Annotated in this window: 13 protein-coding genes and 1 tRNA gene; 7 read left to right on the top strand and 7 right to left on the bottom strand. The window is 64.1% G+C overall.

Going from position 1 to position 14,473, the window contains the following annotated elements; genetic code table 11:
• Window positions 1-4: 4 nt before the first annotated feature.
• From ACFZAI_RS11755 to ACFZAI_RS11745, 3 genes are all read left to right on the top strand, one after another.
• Window positions 5-961 (top strand): AEC family transporter, encoded by a 957-nt coding sequence (locus tag ACFZAI_RS11755; RefSeq protein WP_391567020.1) that lies wholly within the window; start codon window positions 5-7, stop codon window positions 959-961.
• Window positions 962-1,105: 144 nt separating this feature from the next.
• Window positions 1,106-2,329: a YeeE/YedE family protein gene (locus ACFZAI_RS11750; RefSeq protein ID WP_391567019.1), complete on the top strand. Its 1,224-nt coding sequence runs from the start codon at window positions 1,106-1,108 to the stop codon at window positions 2,327-2,329.
• A 127-nt stretch (window positions 2,330-2,456) separates the two neighbouring features.
• Complete coding sequence (locus ACFZAI_RS11745; RefSeq protein WP_391567018.1) at window positions 2,457-4,097, top strand: FMN-binding glutamate synthase family protein; 1,641 nt, start codon at window positions 2,457-2,459, stop codon at window positions 4,095-4,097.
• Window positions 4,098-4,223: 126 nt separating this feature from the next.
• Here the strand turns inward: ACFZAI_RS11745 and ACFZAI_RS11740 are convergent, their stop codons facing one another.
• Window positions 4,224-5,588, bottom strand: a complete 1,365-nt coding sequence (locus tag ACFZAI_RS11740; RefSeq protein ID WP_391567112.1) for a phosphatidylserine/phosphatidylglycerophosphate/cardiolipin synthase family protein — start codon at window positions 5,586-5,588, stop codon at window positions 4,224-4,226.
• A gap of 135 nt (window positions 5,589-5,723) precedes the next feature.
• Window positions 5,724-6,056, bottom strand: coding sequence for a YqjD family protein (locus ACFZAI_RS11735; protein ID WP_054423408.1), 333 nt, complete (start codon window positions 6,054-6,056; stop codon window positions 5,724-5,726).
• A gap of 331 nt (window positions 6,057-6,387) precedes the next feature.
• Between ACFZAI_RS11735 and egtD the strand changes: the two genes are divergently transcribed.
• From egtD to ACFZAI_RS11720, 3 genes are all read left to right on the top strand, one after another.
• Window positions 6,388-7,365 (top strand): L-histidine N(alpha)-methyltransferase, encoded by a 978-nt coding sequence (egtD, locus tag ACFZAI_RS11730; RefSeq protein WP_391567017.1) that lies wholly within the window; start codon window positions 6,388-6,390, stop codon window positions 7,363-7,365.
• Window positions 7,366-7,400: 35 nt separating this feature from the next.
• Window positions 7,401-8,717: an ergothioneine biosynthesis protein EgtB gene (gene egtB / locus ACFZAI_RS11725; protein WP_391567016.1), complete on the top strand. Its 1,317-nt coding sequence runs from the start codon at window positions 7,401-7,403 to the stop codon at window positions 8,715-8,717.
• A gap of 116 nt (window positions 8,718-8,833) precedes the next feature.
• A tRNA-Met gene (locus ACFZAI_RS11720) sits at window positions 8,834-8,910 on the top strand.
• Window positions 8,911-9,042: 132 nt separating this feature from the next.
• Here ACFZAI_RS11720 and ACFZAI_RS11715 read toward each other — a convergent pair.
• The 3 genes from ACFZAI_RS11715 to ACFZAI_RS11705 all read right to left on the bottom strand — a co-directional run bounded on the left by ACFZAI_RS11715 (window position 9,043) and on the right by ACFZAI_RS11705 (window position 10,753).
• Window positions 9,043-9,966 carry a hypothetical protein gene (locus ACFZAI_RS11715; RefSeq protein ID WP_391567015.1) on the bottom strand — a complete coding sequence of 308 codons (924 nt, stop codon included), beginning with the start codon at window positions 9,964-9,966 and terminating at the stop codon, window positions 9,043-9,045.
• 209 nt (window positions 9,967-10,175) lie between these two features.
• A complete protein-coding gene (locus ACFZAI_RS11710) occupies window positions 10,176-10,367 on the bottom strand; it encodes a hypothetical protein (protein WP_391567014.1) in 192 nt (63 codons plus the stop codon).
• Between the two features lie 134 nt (window positions 10,368-10,501).
• Window positions 10,502-10,753, bottom strand: coding sequence for a hypothetical protein (locus tag ACFZAI_RS11705; protein WP_391567013.1), 252 nt, complete (start codon window positions 10,751-10,753; stop codon window positions 10,502-10,504).
• Between the two features lie 262 nt (window positions 10,754-11,015).
• On the opposite strand from ACFZAI_RS11705, the gene ACFZAI_RS11700 reads away from it, so the two are divergent.
• Window positions 11,016-11,207, top strand: coding sequence for a hypothetical protein (locus ACFZAI_RS11700; protein WP_054423414.1), 192 nt, complete (start codon window positions 11,016-11,018; stop codon window positions 11,205-11,207).
• A 32-nt stretch (window positions 11,208-11,239) separates the two neighbouring features.
• On the opposite strand, the gene yddG is transcribed toward ACFZAI_RS11700, so the two are convergent.
• Window positions 11,240-12,148, bottom strand: a complete 909-nt coding sequence (gene yddG, locus ACFZAI_RS11695; RefSeq protein WP_391567012.1) for an aromatic amino acid DMT transporter YddG — start codon at window positions 12,146-12,148, stop codon at window positions 11,240-11,242.
• A 519-nt stretch (window positions 12,149-12,667) separates the two neighbouring features.
• Window positions 12,668-14,242 (bottom strand): diguanylate cyclase, encoded by a 1,575-nt coding sequence (locus tag ACFZAI_RS11690; RefSeq protein WP_391567011.1) that lies wholly within the window; start codon window positions 14,240-14,242, stop codon window positions 12,668-12,670.
• Window positions 14,243-14,473 lie beyond the last annotated feature (231 nt).

Below are 14,473 nucleotides of genomic sequence, written 5' to 3'. Positions count from 1 at the left end.
AACCATGAATGCCGTCATCACCGCCGCCCTGCCGGTCTTTGCGCTGATCCTGACTGGATGGCTGGCCGCCCGCGCCAAGGTGCTTGGGCCCGGCGCAACCGACGCGTTGAACCGCTACGTGGTCTACCTGTCGCTGCCGGCGCTGCTGTTCCGGGCGATGACGCAGGTGGACTTGGCGCACATGGCGCACTGGGGTTTTGTGGGCGCATTTGCCGGCGGCATCGCCGTGACGTTTCTGGTGGCGTTTCTGCCTGGCCGGGGCGCTGACAAGAACACGCGGCGCGCCCTCACCGACCGCAGCATCGAGGGCCTGGCGGCCTCTTACGCGAATGCCGGCTATATGGGCATTCCGCTATGCCTGGCGCTGCTGGGCGCGGACAGCCTTGCGCCCGCCACATTCACCACCCTGCTCACGGCCAGCGTGCTGTTCGGCTTCGCCATCGCGCTGATTGAATTCGACCGCCAGCAAACCCCCAACGCCGCCGCCACCTTGATCAAAGTGGGCCGGGCGCTGATGCGCAACCCCTTGCTGGCCGCCCCCGTGCTGGGCCTGGCCTGGGCCGCGACCGGCGTCGCGCTGCCCGAAGGCATCGACCGCTACGTGGCCTTGCTGGGCGCGTCCGCCAGCCCGTGCGCACTGGTGACGATCGGCCTGTTCCTGGCGCAAACGGAAACGGCCAGCGCCGGCCCAGGCGTTCTGCGCCTGGTGCTGGGCAAGCTGTTGCTGCAGCCCGCCGTCACGGCGGTGCTGGCCTTCTATGTTTTTTCCATGCCCCCGCTGTGGGCCTGGACCGCCGTACTGATGAGCGCGTTGCCGATCGGCACCGGCCCGTTCATGCTGGCCAATATGTATGGCCGCGATGCGCGCGTCACGTCGCGCGCCATCCTCGTCTCGACCGTGGCCTCGGTGCTGACCGTCAGCCTGCTGGTGGCCTGGATCAGCGCGCACCCGGTTTCGTGATCCTCTCTTAATAACTTTTAGTTATTATTCAAGCAGAATTTAATGGTTTGGGAGATTTAAGCTCCCCCTTAAACTTCCTTCATTCCCACGGGCGCCCTCAATGCGCCCGTTTGCTTTGACATCACCCATCCCATCGGGATACCCATGAGCTCCAACGCCTCGACCCTTCCCCTGCCTTCGGCCCTGCCGCCCATCCAGATCAACCGCAAGCCGCTTTGGATTGCGCTGTTGCTGCTGCTGGCTGGCGCGCTCTATCTGAACCAGACCGTCAGCTGGCGCCAAGGCGCGCTGTGGGTGGTGGGTGCGCTGCTGGGCGTCACGCTGTATCACGCGTCGTTCGGCTTCACGCAAGCGTGGCGCGTGTTTGTGTCTGACCGCCGGGGTGCGGGCCTGCGCGCGCAAATGTTCATGCTGGGCGTGGGCGTGCTGCTGTTCTTCCCGTTCCTGGCATCGGGCTCGCTGTTCGGCCAGCCCGTCACGGGATTGGTGTCGCCACCCGGCGTGTCGGTTTTGTTGGGCGCCTTTCTCTTTGGCATCGGCATGCAGCTGGGCGGCGGCTGCGCCTCGGGCACGCTGTTCGCCGTGGGCGGCGGCAATACCCGCATGCTGGTGACCTTGCTGTTCTTCATCATCGGTTCGGTGATTGCCACCGCCAACTTCGGCTGGTGGTCGGCGCTGCCCGCGCTGGCGCCCACCTCGCTGATCAAGACCTGGGGCCTGGCGCCGGCGCTTGCCGCCAACCTGGCCGTGTTCGCGCTGATCGCCTGGGTGGCCACCGCGCTTGAGAAGCGCCGCCACGGCCACGTGGTGTCGTTTGCCTCGCGCACCGCGCGTCCGGTGTCGCTGCTGCAAGGCCCCTGGCCGCTGATCTGGGGCGGCGTGGCGCTGGTCGTTCTGAACTTTGCCACGCTGGCGCTGGCCGGCCGCCCATGGGGCATCACGTCAGCCTTTGCGCTGTGGGGCGCCAAGGCCCTGAACGCCGTCAGCGGCGACGTGGCCACCTGGGCCTATTGGAGCAAGCAGCCCGCGCTGGGCGCGCCGCTGCGCCAGGACGTCACGACCGTCATGGACATCGGCCTGATGCTGGGCGCACTGGCCGCGGCCAGCGCGGCGGGCAAGTTCGCGCCGGTGTGGAAGGTGCCCGCGCGTTCGCTGGCTGGCGCCGTCATTGGCGGCCTGCTGCTGGGCTATGGTTCGCGCCTGGCGTTCGGCTGCAACATCGGCGCCTACTTCAGCGGCATCCTCTCGGGCAGCCTGCACGCCTGGCTGTGGCTGCCGGCCGCATTCGCGGGCAGCGCCCTGGGCGTGCATTTGCGCCCGGCCTTCGGCCTGGCGGTTGAGAAGACGCCGCCCGCTTCCAGCTGCTAAGCCTCGCGGCTTAACCCCGGCGCTGAAAAACAGTGTTCCAGAATCGGCCCCCTTATTTAAGGGGGTCTTTTTTTTCTGGGGGATCAGCTGGTGTATGGTTGCTGCATTCCGCAACACGGAGAGGACTATGAGCTGGTTTGTCGGCCGCTACACGGCCTTTATCTTGACCCTGGCAGGCGCGGCCATCACCGCCTTCCTGGCCATCACCGGTTCACTCTGGTGGCTGTGGGCGGCCGTGCCGCTGGCGGCGTTGGGTGTGCTGGGTGTCTATGACCTGATCCAGACGCGGCACGCGATCCGGCGCAACTACCCCGTGCTGGGCAACCTGCGCTTCCTGTTCGAATTCATCCGCCCCGAGATCCGCCAGTATTTCCTGGAAGATGACACGCAAGCCGCGCCGTTCTCGCGCGCGCAACGCTCCATCGTTTATCAGCGCGCCAAGCGCGAGATCGACAAGCGCCCCTTCGGCACGCAGGAAGACGTCTACGGCGACCGCTACGAATGGATCAACCATTCCATGTCGCCCTCGCACATCAACGACACGGATTTCCGCGTCACGGTGGGCGGGCCGGACTGCAAGCAGCCCTATTCGATGTCGGCGTTCAACGTGTCGGCGATGAGCTTTGGCGCCCTGTCCGCCAACGCGATTCTGGCGCTGAACGAAGGCGCACGCCAAGGCGACTTCGCGCATGACACAGGCGAAGGCGGCATCAGCCGCTACCACCGCCAACCCGGCGGCAGCCTGGTGTGGAACATAGGCTCGGGCTACTTCGGCTGCCGCGACGAACACGGCGCCTTCTCGGAAGAAGCCTTTGTAAAGAACGCCTGTACGCCGCAGGTGAAGATGATCGAGATCAAGCTGTCGCAGGGCGCCAAGCCCGGGCATGGCGGCATCCTGCCTGCGGGCAAGGTCACGCCCGAGATCGCCGAAGCGCGCGGCGTGGCCGCCTGGCAAGATTGCAATTCGCCGGCCAGCCATTCAGCGTTTGACTCACCCATCGGCCTGATGAAATTCGTGGCCCGCCTGCGCGAACTTTCAGGCGGCAAGCCCGTGGGCTTCAAGTTCTGCGTGGGCCATCCGTGGGAATGGTTCGCCATCGTCAAGGCCATGCTGGAAACCGGCATCACCCCGGACTTCATCGTGGTGGACGGGGCGGAAGGCGGCACGGGTGCGGCGCCCGTTGAATTTGTCGACCACGTCGGCACGCCGCTGCGCGAAGCGCTGCGCCTGGTGCACAACACGCTGATTGGCGTGAACCTGCGCGAGCGCATCAAACTGGGCGCGTCGGGCAAGATCATCACCGCTTTCGACATGGCGCGCGTCATGGCGATGGGCGCAGACTGGTGCAACGCCGCGCGCGGTTTCATGTTCGCTATCGGCTGTATTCAGGCGCAGGCCTGCCATACCGGCAAATGCCCCACGGGCGTCACCACGCAAGACCCGCTGCGCCAACGCGCGCTGGTCGTACCAGACAAGGCGCAGCGCGTGACGTTCTTCCATCGCAACACGCTGCATGCGCTGGCCGAACTGCTGGCGGCAGCCGGGTTGACCCACCCGGGCCAACTGCGCCCGCACCATATCGCACGCCGCATTTCGTCCAGCGAAATCCGCCTGCTGTCGGCGCTGTTCCCCGAACTGGCGCCGGGCGAATTGCTGCGCGGCGAATTCCGCCATCAGGTCTTCAGGGTGGGTTGGGCGATGGCGCAAGCCAGCTCGTTCCAGCCGACGCAAGACATCACGACGGCGCTGGCGGAGCATCGCGCTTAAAGTTTCAAGGCAACAGACAGCGGATGTTCAACGGCGGCGATCGGCTCAGACGGCCTATGACCGGTAACCCCGGCCACGACGGCTCACCGCTGTCCACTACGGCCGACTACGGCCGACTACGGCCCACTACAGCCAGCGCTCGAACATCCGCGAAAAGAATTCCATGAAGCGGTCATCGGCGCCTCGGTCACGCCAGGCTTCTGGCGTGATCTGCACCGAGTCCGCCACATCGCGCTGGAACAACGCTTCCATTTCGCTCGCGAATTCTGGCCCCAGCACGACGGCGTTGATCTCATAGTTCAGCGCAAAGCTGCGCCAATCCATGTTGCTGGACCCGACGGTGGACCACACGCCGTCGACCACGGCCGTCTTCGCATGCAGCAAGGCGTCGCGCCGTTCGTAGAGCTTCACGCCAGCGCGCAGCAAGTCGGTGTAATGCGAACGCCCCGCGTTGAACACCAGCGACGAATCGCTGAACCCCGGCAGCACCAGCACCACGTCCACGCCACGCTGAGCGGCGCTGGACAGCGCTTCAATGAAAGCCGGGTCCGGCACGAAGTACGCCATCGTGATGTGGATGGATTTCTGCGCGCTTTCGAACGCGGACATCAGCGTCAGGTAGACCGTGTAGCCGTCGCTGCGGTCAGGCTGGTTGGCCAGGATGCGCACGCTGGTCGCGCCCACTGCCGGCGCAATATAGGCGCCGCCGCCCTTGATCGGTTCGTCGGATTGCGACGCCCAACCCGCCTGAATCACCTGTTCCACCTGCGCCACCGCCGGGCCTTCGATGCGCAGATGCGTGTCGCGCCACGGCGCAGCCTTGGCGTCGCCCTTTGCCTGGGTATCCGCGCCGCCGCCGCTTGCTCCCACCACTGAGCTTGACCCCGAGCCCGGCGATGATTCATACACGCTGCTGACGTTGATGCCGCCCACGTAGCCGACCTTGCCGTCCACCACCAGCACCTTGCGGTGGTTGCGTTGATTCGGCGACCAGCCCGCACGGGCGCTTGCCGGATTCACCGGGTTGAACACGGCGACTTGAACGCCGGCATCGCGCATACGCTGGAACAGCGCGTCAGGCGTTTTGATGGTGCCCACGGCGTCGACCATCAGCGACACCTCGGCGCCCCGATTGCGCGCGTCAATCAGCGCGTCGGCAAAGCGTGCGCCTTCGGCGTCGTCATCGAAAATATAGGTTTCCATGTGCACATACCGGCGCGCTTGCCGGATGGATTGCAGCATGGCTTGATAGGTGCTTGGGCCGTCGGCCAGCAACCGAACACGGTTGCCAGCCACCAGCGGCGCGCCGCTGACGGCTTGTTCAACGGCCAGATGGCGCGCCAGGAAATCATCTTTGGGCGTCTTCGGGTCCGCCGCAATGCCTTGCCCGCGGCGGTAACTGTCGCGGGCCGCATCGGCGGACAGGCCGGCTTGCGCCTTGCGCGCCTGCCGCTCCTGCGCATCAGGCACGCTGGCGCAGGCGGCCAGCATGAGGGTGGCGCAGGCCAGCAGCAGCGCCTGCGCCCAGCGGCGCAGGCCGGGCAGCGCGCCGGGCAAGCCGCTAAGCGCGCCCGGACACGTTACGATCCGGCCCCCGGCCGGAGACGGCCTCATGGCAACGGCGACTTAGCGCCGGCCGCTTGCCACCAGGCACCCCAGCAGGGCGCCGACCAGTGCCGCCACGCCGACAGACTTCCAGGCGTGTTCATGCACATACTCATCGGCATAGGCCTTGGCGCGATACGCGCGTTCGCGCGCGGCGCCTTCCCAGTCGCGCGAGTGGTCGCGCGCTTCGGCCAGCTGCTGCTTCAAACGCGCACGGGCCGATTCAATTTCGGAGCCGGTATAAGAAGCCGTCGAACGCAAAAGGTCTTCCGTACCCGCAAGCAGCTCGTGGAAGCTGTCGTTGACCCGGTCGCGATGCAGAGCCATCTCGGCGCGTTGGTGCTTTCGATTCATAGTCGCTCCTTATGAAGATTGGGTCTTCTCAAGTGCCTGGCCGGACACATCGCTGTGTCCGGCCAGATGCTTGTTTGACCATGTCCCCATTGTGCCGATCATTCGGCGCTTCCGCCCGAGCTTTGGCAACCAGCCGTAATTCGATATTTCAGCGGAGCGAAACTTGCTAAGGGCTAGGCAAGATGAGCCGCCGCAACAAGCGTGACGACCGCCTCAATTTCGTAAAAGTCCATTGCATTCATTGGCTTAGCGCTTGACACCGCAACCCCCCTGGCCGCCACAATAGCCCCTTGCAATGCGCTTCAACCGCCTCAAAAAAGGAAATGAACGCATGGTTTCCCCTTCTGCAGTCCTTGCCCATGCCGCGCCGGCTTTCCTGGCGCGCGGTTCTCAGGCCCCGAGTCCCGAACAAGCTGAACTGCGGGACGGTCTGCTGGACGACCCCGCCCATATCGATCCCAAGTTTCTTTATGACGCCCTGGGTTCGTCGCTGTTCACCGCTATCACCCAGTTACCCGAGTACTACCCCACGCGCTGCGAAGCCGAGATTTTCCAGCGCCATGGCGCGGACATCGCCCAGCATGTGGGTGAGATCACGTCCATGATCGACCTGGGTGCGGGGGACTGCGTCAAAGCCGAAAACCTGTTCGCCCGTCTGCGCCCACGGCATTACATTCCCATCGACATTTCGGCCGACTACCTGCAAGCCGCCGTGCGGCGGCTGCGCCTGGCGTATCCCGATTTGAGCGTGACGGCGATCGGCCAGGATTTTTCGCAAACGCTGGCGCTGCCTTCCAATGTGCCGGCCGATCACCGCCTGTTCTTTTACCCTGGCTCCAGCATCGGCAACCTGAGTCCCGACGACGCGCTCGCCATGCTGCAACGCATTCGCGCGCAATGCGACGGCGGCGGACTGCTGGTGGGGGTGGACCGCGTCAAATCCAAGCAGGTGCTGGAACCCGCGTATGACGATGCGCTGCATCTGACCGCCGCCTTCAACCTGAACCTGCTGCGCCATGTGAACACCGTGCTGGACACCGACTTCGACGTCGCCGACTGGCGTCACGTGGCGCTGTTCAACAGCCAGCGCTCGCGCATTGAAATGCACCTGGAAGCGCAACGCGCCGTCCGCGTGACATGGCCTGGCGGCGCACGTGAATTCACCGCGGGCGAACGCATCCACACCGAAAATTCCTACAAGTTCACGCCAGAGGCGTTTACCGATCTGCTGCAACGCGCGGGCTTTCGCGACGTCATGCATTGGTCGGATGCGCGCGGCTGGTTTTCCGTTTTCAGCGCCCGCGCCTGACGCGGCCCCGCCCTCAACGCCACTGGAGGATCGCCATGGAACCTGCCTGCCTGCTGACACACCCCGCCACCGGACCCTATGCCAGCGGGCAGGCCGGCCAGCACGATCGCTACGATGCCGTGCGCTCCACCAGCACGGCGCTTGCCGCGCCGCTCAGCCCTGAAGATTGCCAGGTGCAATCCATGCCGGATTGCAGCCCGGTCAAATGGCATCTGGCGCACACGACGTGGTTCTTCGAGACATTTCTGCTGACGCATTTCCACCCGCCGTACACGATGTTCCATCCGCAGTACCGCATGCTGTTCAATTCTTACTACAACGCTATCGGCGCCAAGCATCCGCGTCCGCAACGCGGCCTGCTGTCGCGGCCCGCGCTGTCTGATGTGCTGCAATACCGCCAGCACGTCGATGGCGCCATGCACGACCTGATTTCCCGGCTGGGCGGCAATGACCCGGCCTTTGACGCGCTGCTTGAACTGGGCTTGAACCATGAACAGCAGCACCAGGAATTGATCCTGACCGACGTAAAGCACATGCTGTCCTGCAACCCGCTCAAGCCCGCCTACATCGCGCCGGGCTCGGCCGCCCTGCCCCCCGGCACGCCCGCCGGCTGGACGCGCTATTCAGGCGGCATCACCCGCATCGGCCACGATGGCCGCGGCTTTGGGTTCGACAACGAAGGCCCCGCGCATGAAGTGCTGGTCGCTCCATTCCATCTGGCGGACCGGCTTGTCACGCAACATGAATTCCTGGCCTTCATCCGCGACGGCGGCTACAAGCGCCCCGAACTCTGGCTATCCGCCGGCTGGGATCGCGTGTGCGCCGAAGGCTGGCGTGCGCCGCTTTACTGGGAAGGCCAGCGCGACGACTGGCGCGTCTTCACGTTGCGCGGCATGCAGGAGCTTGAGCTCCAAGCGCCCGTCACGCACGTCAGCTATTTCGAAGCCGACGCTTACGCGCGCTGGGCTCGCGTGCGCCTGCCGCGCGAAGCCGAGTGGGAATACGCCGCCCGCCAACTGGCCGACCCCGCATTTCCCGGCCGCGCCAACATGCTGGAAAACGGCCACCTGGACCCGCGCCCCGCCCCCGCCCGCAACGGTTCGGGCGGCCCCGTGCAGCTATTCGGCGACACCTGGGAGTGGACGTCCAGCGCCTACGACGCCTATCCCGGCTACCAGCCGGACGCGGGCGCGGTCGGCGAATACAACGGCAAGTTCATGTGCAATCAATACGTGTTGCGCGGCGGCTCTTGCGCCACACCGCGCGACCATGTTCGCCCCAGCTACCGCAACTTTTTCCCGCCTGATGCGCGCTGGCAATTCTCGGGCATCCGGCTGGCGCGCGACGCATAAAACGCGTCTTAAATTTTTTGCGCCGCACCCGCTTGCAAACGAAAAAAGTTTCATGCTAGAATTTCGTTCTTCGTTGCTCAGCACTACTTACGTAGCACAGACAGCGAACAAGGATTGGCGCATTAGCTCAGCCGGTTAGAGCGACGGAATCATAATCCGCAGGTCCCCTGTTCGAATCAGGGATGCGCCACCAAGAATTAAAAAGGCCCTCACTTCGGTGAGGGCCTTTTGCATTGGGGCGGGGAAGGTGAGGGAGAAAGGGGGGAAAACTACGCCTTCAACGTATACCCCCCAGCGCCGCAACGCGCCAAAGCAACACGCCAAATTACAGCCGGCGCAGCATATCCCGGCGCTTGCCGCCCCACGTGGCCGACAGGCTGGCCACGAAGGCGCCGATCAGCATCGAGGCGAAGCCCCACAGCGCGAATGCCGCCGCTGCCTTGCGGGCGGCATCGGCCGCTTCCTTGGCTTTTTGCTTGGCGTCTGCCGCCGCCTTCTTGGCGTTGGCAATGGTTTGCTCGACACGGCGTTGCGCCACGGCGGGCTCCAGGCCGGTTTGTGCGGCCACGACCTTCACGACATAGTCGCGGTCTTCGGGCGTGATGTCGCCGCGCGCCAGGCTCATCGCCACAATGCGGCCCACTTCTGCCTTGGCCGCATTGCGGTCACCACCCGCATCGGGCCGGTCCGAACGCAGCAGCGTGTCGGTCAGGTAATCGGTTGCCCGATCCATGCCGCCGCCCCCTGCACCGGCCGCGCCAGCCGCCGCCGTGGCGGTAACTGCCGCGCCCGCGCCTGCAGCCACCGTCGCGCCCGTTTTCGCCGCGCCGGAAGCCACCGTGGCAATCGCGGAACCCAGCAACGCAGCGCTGACCACCGCACTCAGCGCCCACACCAGAAAGCCGTGCGCGGTGTCGCGGAAATAGACTTCATCCGAATGCACGTCGACCCATTTCGTACGCAACCGGCCAGCCACATAGCCGCCGATGCCGTAAGAAATGATCTGCGTGAGCAACATCCACACGATGATACCGATGCCCACGGCGGGCGCCGACATGCCTTCATCGCTCCACGGCGAGACCGACAGAAAACCCAGGCCCGTGCCGCCGGCGAATAACGCCAGCGACAGCGCGGCGGCAATCACCGCGCCCGCGAAAACGGCCGCCCAGGACACCGCCGACACCGCTGATTCTTGCGTAGGTACGCCAGCAGCGTAGGGCTGGCCGACTACTGATGATGCGTTTTCCATGGTGATTCCTTATTCATTGTTTTATCGCGCCGGCCGTCAGGCCAGCTTCAAGCCCAAACGCCGATGCGGGAAACGGCAGACACATCAATGCCAGAAAAGCGCCAGCAAAATGATGATGGGGATTGGCACGCCAAGCAGCCACAGCAAGATGGAACGCATATCGGACTCCTGATGATTTGATGAATTGAATGCGAGCAGACGCCCGCCGCTCAGGCCAGATCAATGGCGCCAGGCATACGCGGATCGGGCGCAGGCGGCGTGGGATCGTGCGGCGGCGGATCGTCGGGCGGCTGATTCGGGTCCGGCAAAGGATCGTCGGGCGGCAAGTTGCCGGGTAGCGCGGGATCATCCGGCGACAAGTCGTCGGGCAAGCCGGGCTCTCGATGCGGGGTTGGGGTCATGTTCTGCTCCTCCGGCGCGTATTACGCCGCGGTGATGCACAGCAAATGGCGTTCCCGGCAGCGAGCCAGCCCGTGTCCAGACACAAAAAAGCCCTCAGGCGAGGGCTAATTCATCGAGCCGAAGCACGGCGCGTTCAGGGCTTGGTTTTATCGTCTTTCGGCATCGTCGTGACATTTTTGCCATCACTGCCCAGAAATTTCACCACGGCGGCCTTGCCTGCCGCAGAGGCTTCATCCTGGCTGCTATAGCGTCTTTCCGAATAATTGGTGCTGTGCACATTGCCGGTTTCAGGGTCGAGCAAAGTAATGATCCATGCGAATTCGCCCGGCATGAGCTGCCTGACCTGAAGCGTGGCACGCGTGCCGGGGCGCAATCTCTGCGGCATGGGACCGCCTTTTTCTGTGATGGGATGCCGCCATCGTAGCGCAATCCAAACGTTGAAACGGCCTTATCGAACGCCGATTGAAATGCTGCGCGCGCACATGAAATTCATGCTGCACCCCTTGCGGCAAAACCGCCACACCCCATGCGTTGCGCCTGGAAAACCCTAGGGTGCAGTCTGCCAATACAGGCGCACAATCAGTTCAAACATCTAGACCGCAGCAGCGGCAGCCGCATCCCTTTAATCAGGCGAGGACGGAGACAACATGACTTACGTAGCAGTGGTAATCAGCTGTTTGATGGTTATGGGTATCGTCGCGTTGGTGATTCAAACGATTCAAAGTGCAGGGCCCGAGCCCTGGCTGAAGATATCGGCGGCGATTGTCAGTTCCACCTTTGCTTCGCTGTTGTTGATCCCGCTGGGCTACGCCGTCGCCCAAAGCATGTTGATCGACTAAGCGCGTTTTTCCCCCGAGCCATCCGCCCTGGGCTACCCGCCTCGGGCGGATTTGCCTCGCGTTGCCGCCCAGCACAACAACGAGCCGGCGGTAACCATCGCCACGCCTTGCCAGAACGACACGGTCAGGCGGGTAGACAGCCACACGGCTGCGAAAAAGGTCGACAGCACCGGGGTGAAGTACGACGCCGTGGCCAGCAAGGTCAGGTTGCCTTTGAGTATTCCCACATTCCACAACGCATAACCGGCCGCCATCGCGCCGCCGGTCACGCAGAGTTCCAGCGTGGCGGACGCGGAAAATGCCAGGGGCGGCTCGGCGCTCAGGAAGTATTTGATCCACAAGACCGCCGCGGTCAGCATGAAAAACAGCGCGACGCCATTTTTACCGTCGGCGAAGCGCTTGGTCACGTTGCAATAAAGCGCCCAGATAATGGCGCCACTGAATGCCAATCCATAACTGAGGGGGTTGCTCGACACATTCGTGACGGTGCGCGCCCACGATAATCCGCCTGATCCGCCCACAACCCAGACGATGCCGCATATGGAAAGCAATATCCCAGGCACGACCCAGCCGCTGGCCCGCTGCCCATTGATGAAGATCGCCAGCACCACCGTCAGGCAAGGCCACAGATAATTGACGATGCCCAGCTCAATGGCCTGCCCGCGATCATTGGCAAAGCCCAGCGAGAGCGACAGGCAAATCTCGTAGGCGACGAACAACAGGCTGCCGACAAGCAGATACTGCCGAGGAAACAAGCGTAATTTCGGAAACCCCAGCAAACCGACCAGGAAGATCGAACCCACCGTATAGATAAGCGCGGCGCCTGCGATGGCGCCGAAATTCTCGCTGACCCCACGAATCAAACCGACGACAGTGCCCCACAGCACGATCGCCAGCAACCCAAGGATGGTGGCCGCATTGCGGCCGAGAGAAATCTGCATTACCTGTTCTGCTTTCCTGTTGTCCTGCTGCCTGCGCTTGAAGCAGGCGCCGTGCGAGCGGGCGCCGCGCCAATGAGCGCCGTGCGAGCGGGCGCTGTGCAGCCGGGCAGTTTAGCGAAAACCAGACGTTATCGTAGTGACCTGCTTGCACACAGCAAACTCCGTGCGAGCAAACGCGACATATCCGCCCACACCATGACGAAGAGGGAGTAGCAGGCGCATGGCCATTTCAATACGCAGACTGAGTGATGTTCTTGCCAGCACGGAATCTGGCCGGCTTTATCGCATAGAAGTGTTCCTGCAAGCGGACGGTCCGCCCACGCCGGACTCGCCGCCCCCGCCCGCTACGCGCTATATCCTTCGGACATCGGAAGGGGAACAGGTGGACGCGCTGGGCGACAAGCGGTATCGGCTGAAATCAGGCGAGGTCCTGACTGCGCTGGCCCCCCAAGCGCCGCCGCGTCCCGGGGTCTGAAGCGGCCCACCGCCCACGAATGCTGGAGCGCTAATTTCCCACTTTTACAGGTCCGACGCCACGCGCCGCTTGCCCTGCCCCTTGGCCTGGTACAGCGCCACATCGGCCCGCTCCAGCAATTGCAGCATCGTGATGCCGGAGTCCGGATACACGGCTATGCCGACGCTGGCCGACACCGACACACGGATGCCCGGATAGGGCAAGGACAGGCTGTCGACCAAGGCTTCGGCCACGGGTTGCGCTTGCTCCTTGCCGACGCCCATCAGCAAGACGGCGAACTCGTCACCCCCCAGCCGGGCCGCCACATCAGACACGCGGATGGCGCGGCCCATGCGGTCAGCGGCCTCTTTCAGCACGGTGTCGCCTGCGGCGTGGCCGTGCATGTCGTTGACCGCTTTGAAGCCGTCCAGGTCGATCGCCAGGATGGCGAAGGGCTCGCCCGTGCGCTGCGCCACGGCCAATTCCCGCAAGACCAGCTCGCCGAACAGCACCCGGTTGCACAGCCCGGTGAGCGGGTCATAGTGCGCCAGATGCTGCGCGTGCGCCAGCATGCGTGACGCCTGCAACAACGCCGTACCGACTTCCTCGGCCTCTTTGACGCGGGTGCCCGCCAGCTCGACGGTGCGGCCTTCGCCCAACGCCAGCGCCGGGCCGACCAGGCCTTGCACCGCCGACGTCAGGCTGCTGGCCAACCGCAACGCCAGCCACAGCCCCAGGCCAAACGCAAACAAAGTGCCCAATGCCAGCCAGGCGATGGAGCGGTACAGGTCCGTGGTCAATAAAGTCATGGGCGCACCGGCCGCTACCGTCCACCCCGACACAGCCGACCGGGCGAACGCCGTGTAGACGGGCGTGCCTTCCTTGGTGGTGGATTCCAATGCGCCTTCGCTGTCCTGCATCACGGCGCGGGTCAGCGAAGGGACGGCCTTCTGGCCCACGAATTTGGACGCGTCGCGCGTGCGGGCCACGATAGTGCCGGAACTGTCCAGCACGGCGGCAACCCAGCCATCAGGCAAGGCGCGCCGGCCTAGCGCCGCCCCGATCCGGTCGGGCGAAATGCCGACATTCAGGCTGTAGGCGACATCCCCCGCGCGCAGGACGGGCACGCCCAACGCAATGGTGGGCCTGCCGCTGACGCCGCCCGTGAACAAGTGGGTCAAGACCGGGGAACGCGTGCGAAACACCTGACTCAAGTCGTCGGGCGCGCCCGACATCGGCAGAGGCGTGCCGTAGGGCACCAGCGTGTTGAGTACCTGATGGCCTTCTTTGTCGGTCAGCACATAGCTGTCGACGATCTGGAACCGCACCGATTCCCGCGCACGCTGATGAAAGCCCGCAAAATCACCGTTAAGCAGATCCGGGGATGACGCCAGCATCTGCACGCCCGCTTCCACACCGGTCAGTTCACGGTCGAGGATGGACGCCAGATTGCGGGCCAGAAAGATGGTGTCGCGAAAGATGCGTTCCTTTTGGACGACATAGCTTTCGTACACCGCGACCGACGCCACGACCAGCGCCGGCGCGATACAGGTGAAGACCAGGGCCAGCAGACCGGTCCGCATGGAATAGCGGTGCTGCGGGCGCGTCCTCACCCCTGCCAGGCTTTCGCCATCAGCCATTGCCTACCCCTTTTGGACCCATGCGCCTCCCGATACGTCCTTCCCGATCATTACGCCGGGTGGATGAAATTCAGAAATTATTGCAGACCTCCGCAACCGCACAATCCGCGCACAACGGCCGGATTTCGGGGCTAAAGCCTTAATTAACCGGCAACGTCGCGTCCCCAATTTACTCCGAAATATTGCGCTGCGCGATGACTTCCTGACAGACGGATACGGATCGCAACGCGT

The organism is Achromobacter sp. NPDC008082 (assembly GCF_042957345.1).
GTDB classification, from domain to species: domain Bacteria; phylum Pseudomonadota; class Gammaproteobacteria; order Burkholderiales; family Burkholderiaceae_B; genus Achromobacter; species Achromobacter kerstersii_A.
The sequence above is the reverse complement of the archived record's forward strand: the minus strand, read 5'-3'. Positions and strand labels throughout refer to the sequence as shown.

Excerpts from the sequence above, each read along its gene's own strand:
- ACFZAI_RS11755 (WP_391567020.1), top strand. The coding sequence starts at position 5 with ATGAATGCCGTCATCACCGCCGCCCTGCCGGTCTTTGCGCTGATCCTG.
- ACFZAI_RS11750 (WP_391567019.1), top strand. The coding sequence starts at position 1,106 with ATGAGCTCCAACGCCTCGACCCTTCCCCTGCCTTCGGCCCTGCCGCCC.
- ACFZAI_RS11745 (WP_391567018.1), top strand. The coding sequence starts at position 2,457 with ATGAGCTGGTTTGTCGGCCGCTACACGGCCTTTATCTTGACCCTGGCA.
- ACFZAI_RS11740 (WP_391567112.1), bottom strand. The coding sequence starts at position 5,588 with ATGCTGGCCGCCTGCGCCAGCGTGCCTGATGCGCAGGAGCGGCAGGCG.
- ACFZAI_RS11735 (WP_054423408.1), bottom strand. The coding sequence starts at position 6,056 with ATGAATCGAAAGCACCAACGCGCCGAGATGGCTCTGCATCGCGACCGG.
- egtD (WP_391567017.1), top strand. The coding sequence starts at position 6,388 with ATGGTTTCCCCTTCTGCAGTCCTTGCCCATGCCGCGCCGGCTTTCCTG.
- egtB (WP_391567016.1), top strand. The coding sequence starts at position 7,401 with ATGGAACCTGCCTGCCTGCTGACACACCCCGCCACCGGACCCTATGCC.
- ACFZAI_RS11715 (WP_391567015.1), bottom strand. The coding sequence starts at position 9,966 with ATGGAAAACGCATCATCAGTAGTCGGCCAGCCCTACGCTGCTGGCGTA.
- ACFZAI_RS11710 (WP_391567014.1), bottom strand. The coding sequence starts at position 10,367 with ATGACCCCAACCCCGCATCGAGAGCCCGGCTTGCCCGACGACTTGTCG.
- ACFZAI_RS11705 (WP_391567013.1), bottom strand. The coding sequence starts at position 10,753 with ATGCCGCAGAGATTGCGCCCCGGCACGCGTGCCACGCTTCAGGTCAGG.
- ACFZAI_RS11700 (WP_054423414.1), top strand. The coding sequence starts at position 11,016 with ATGACTTACGTAGCAGTGGTAATCAGCTGTTTGATGGTTATGGGTATC.
- yddG (WP_391567012.1), bottom strand. The coding sequence starts at position 12,148 with ATGCAGATTTCTCTCGGCCGCAATGCGGCCACCATCCTTGGGTTGCTG.
- ACFZAI_RS11690 (WP_391567011.1), bottom strand. The coding sequence starts at position 14,242 with ATGGCTGATGGCGAAAGCCTGGCAGGGGTGAGGACGCGCCCGCAGCAC.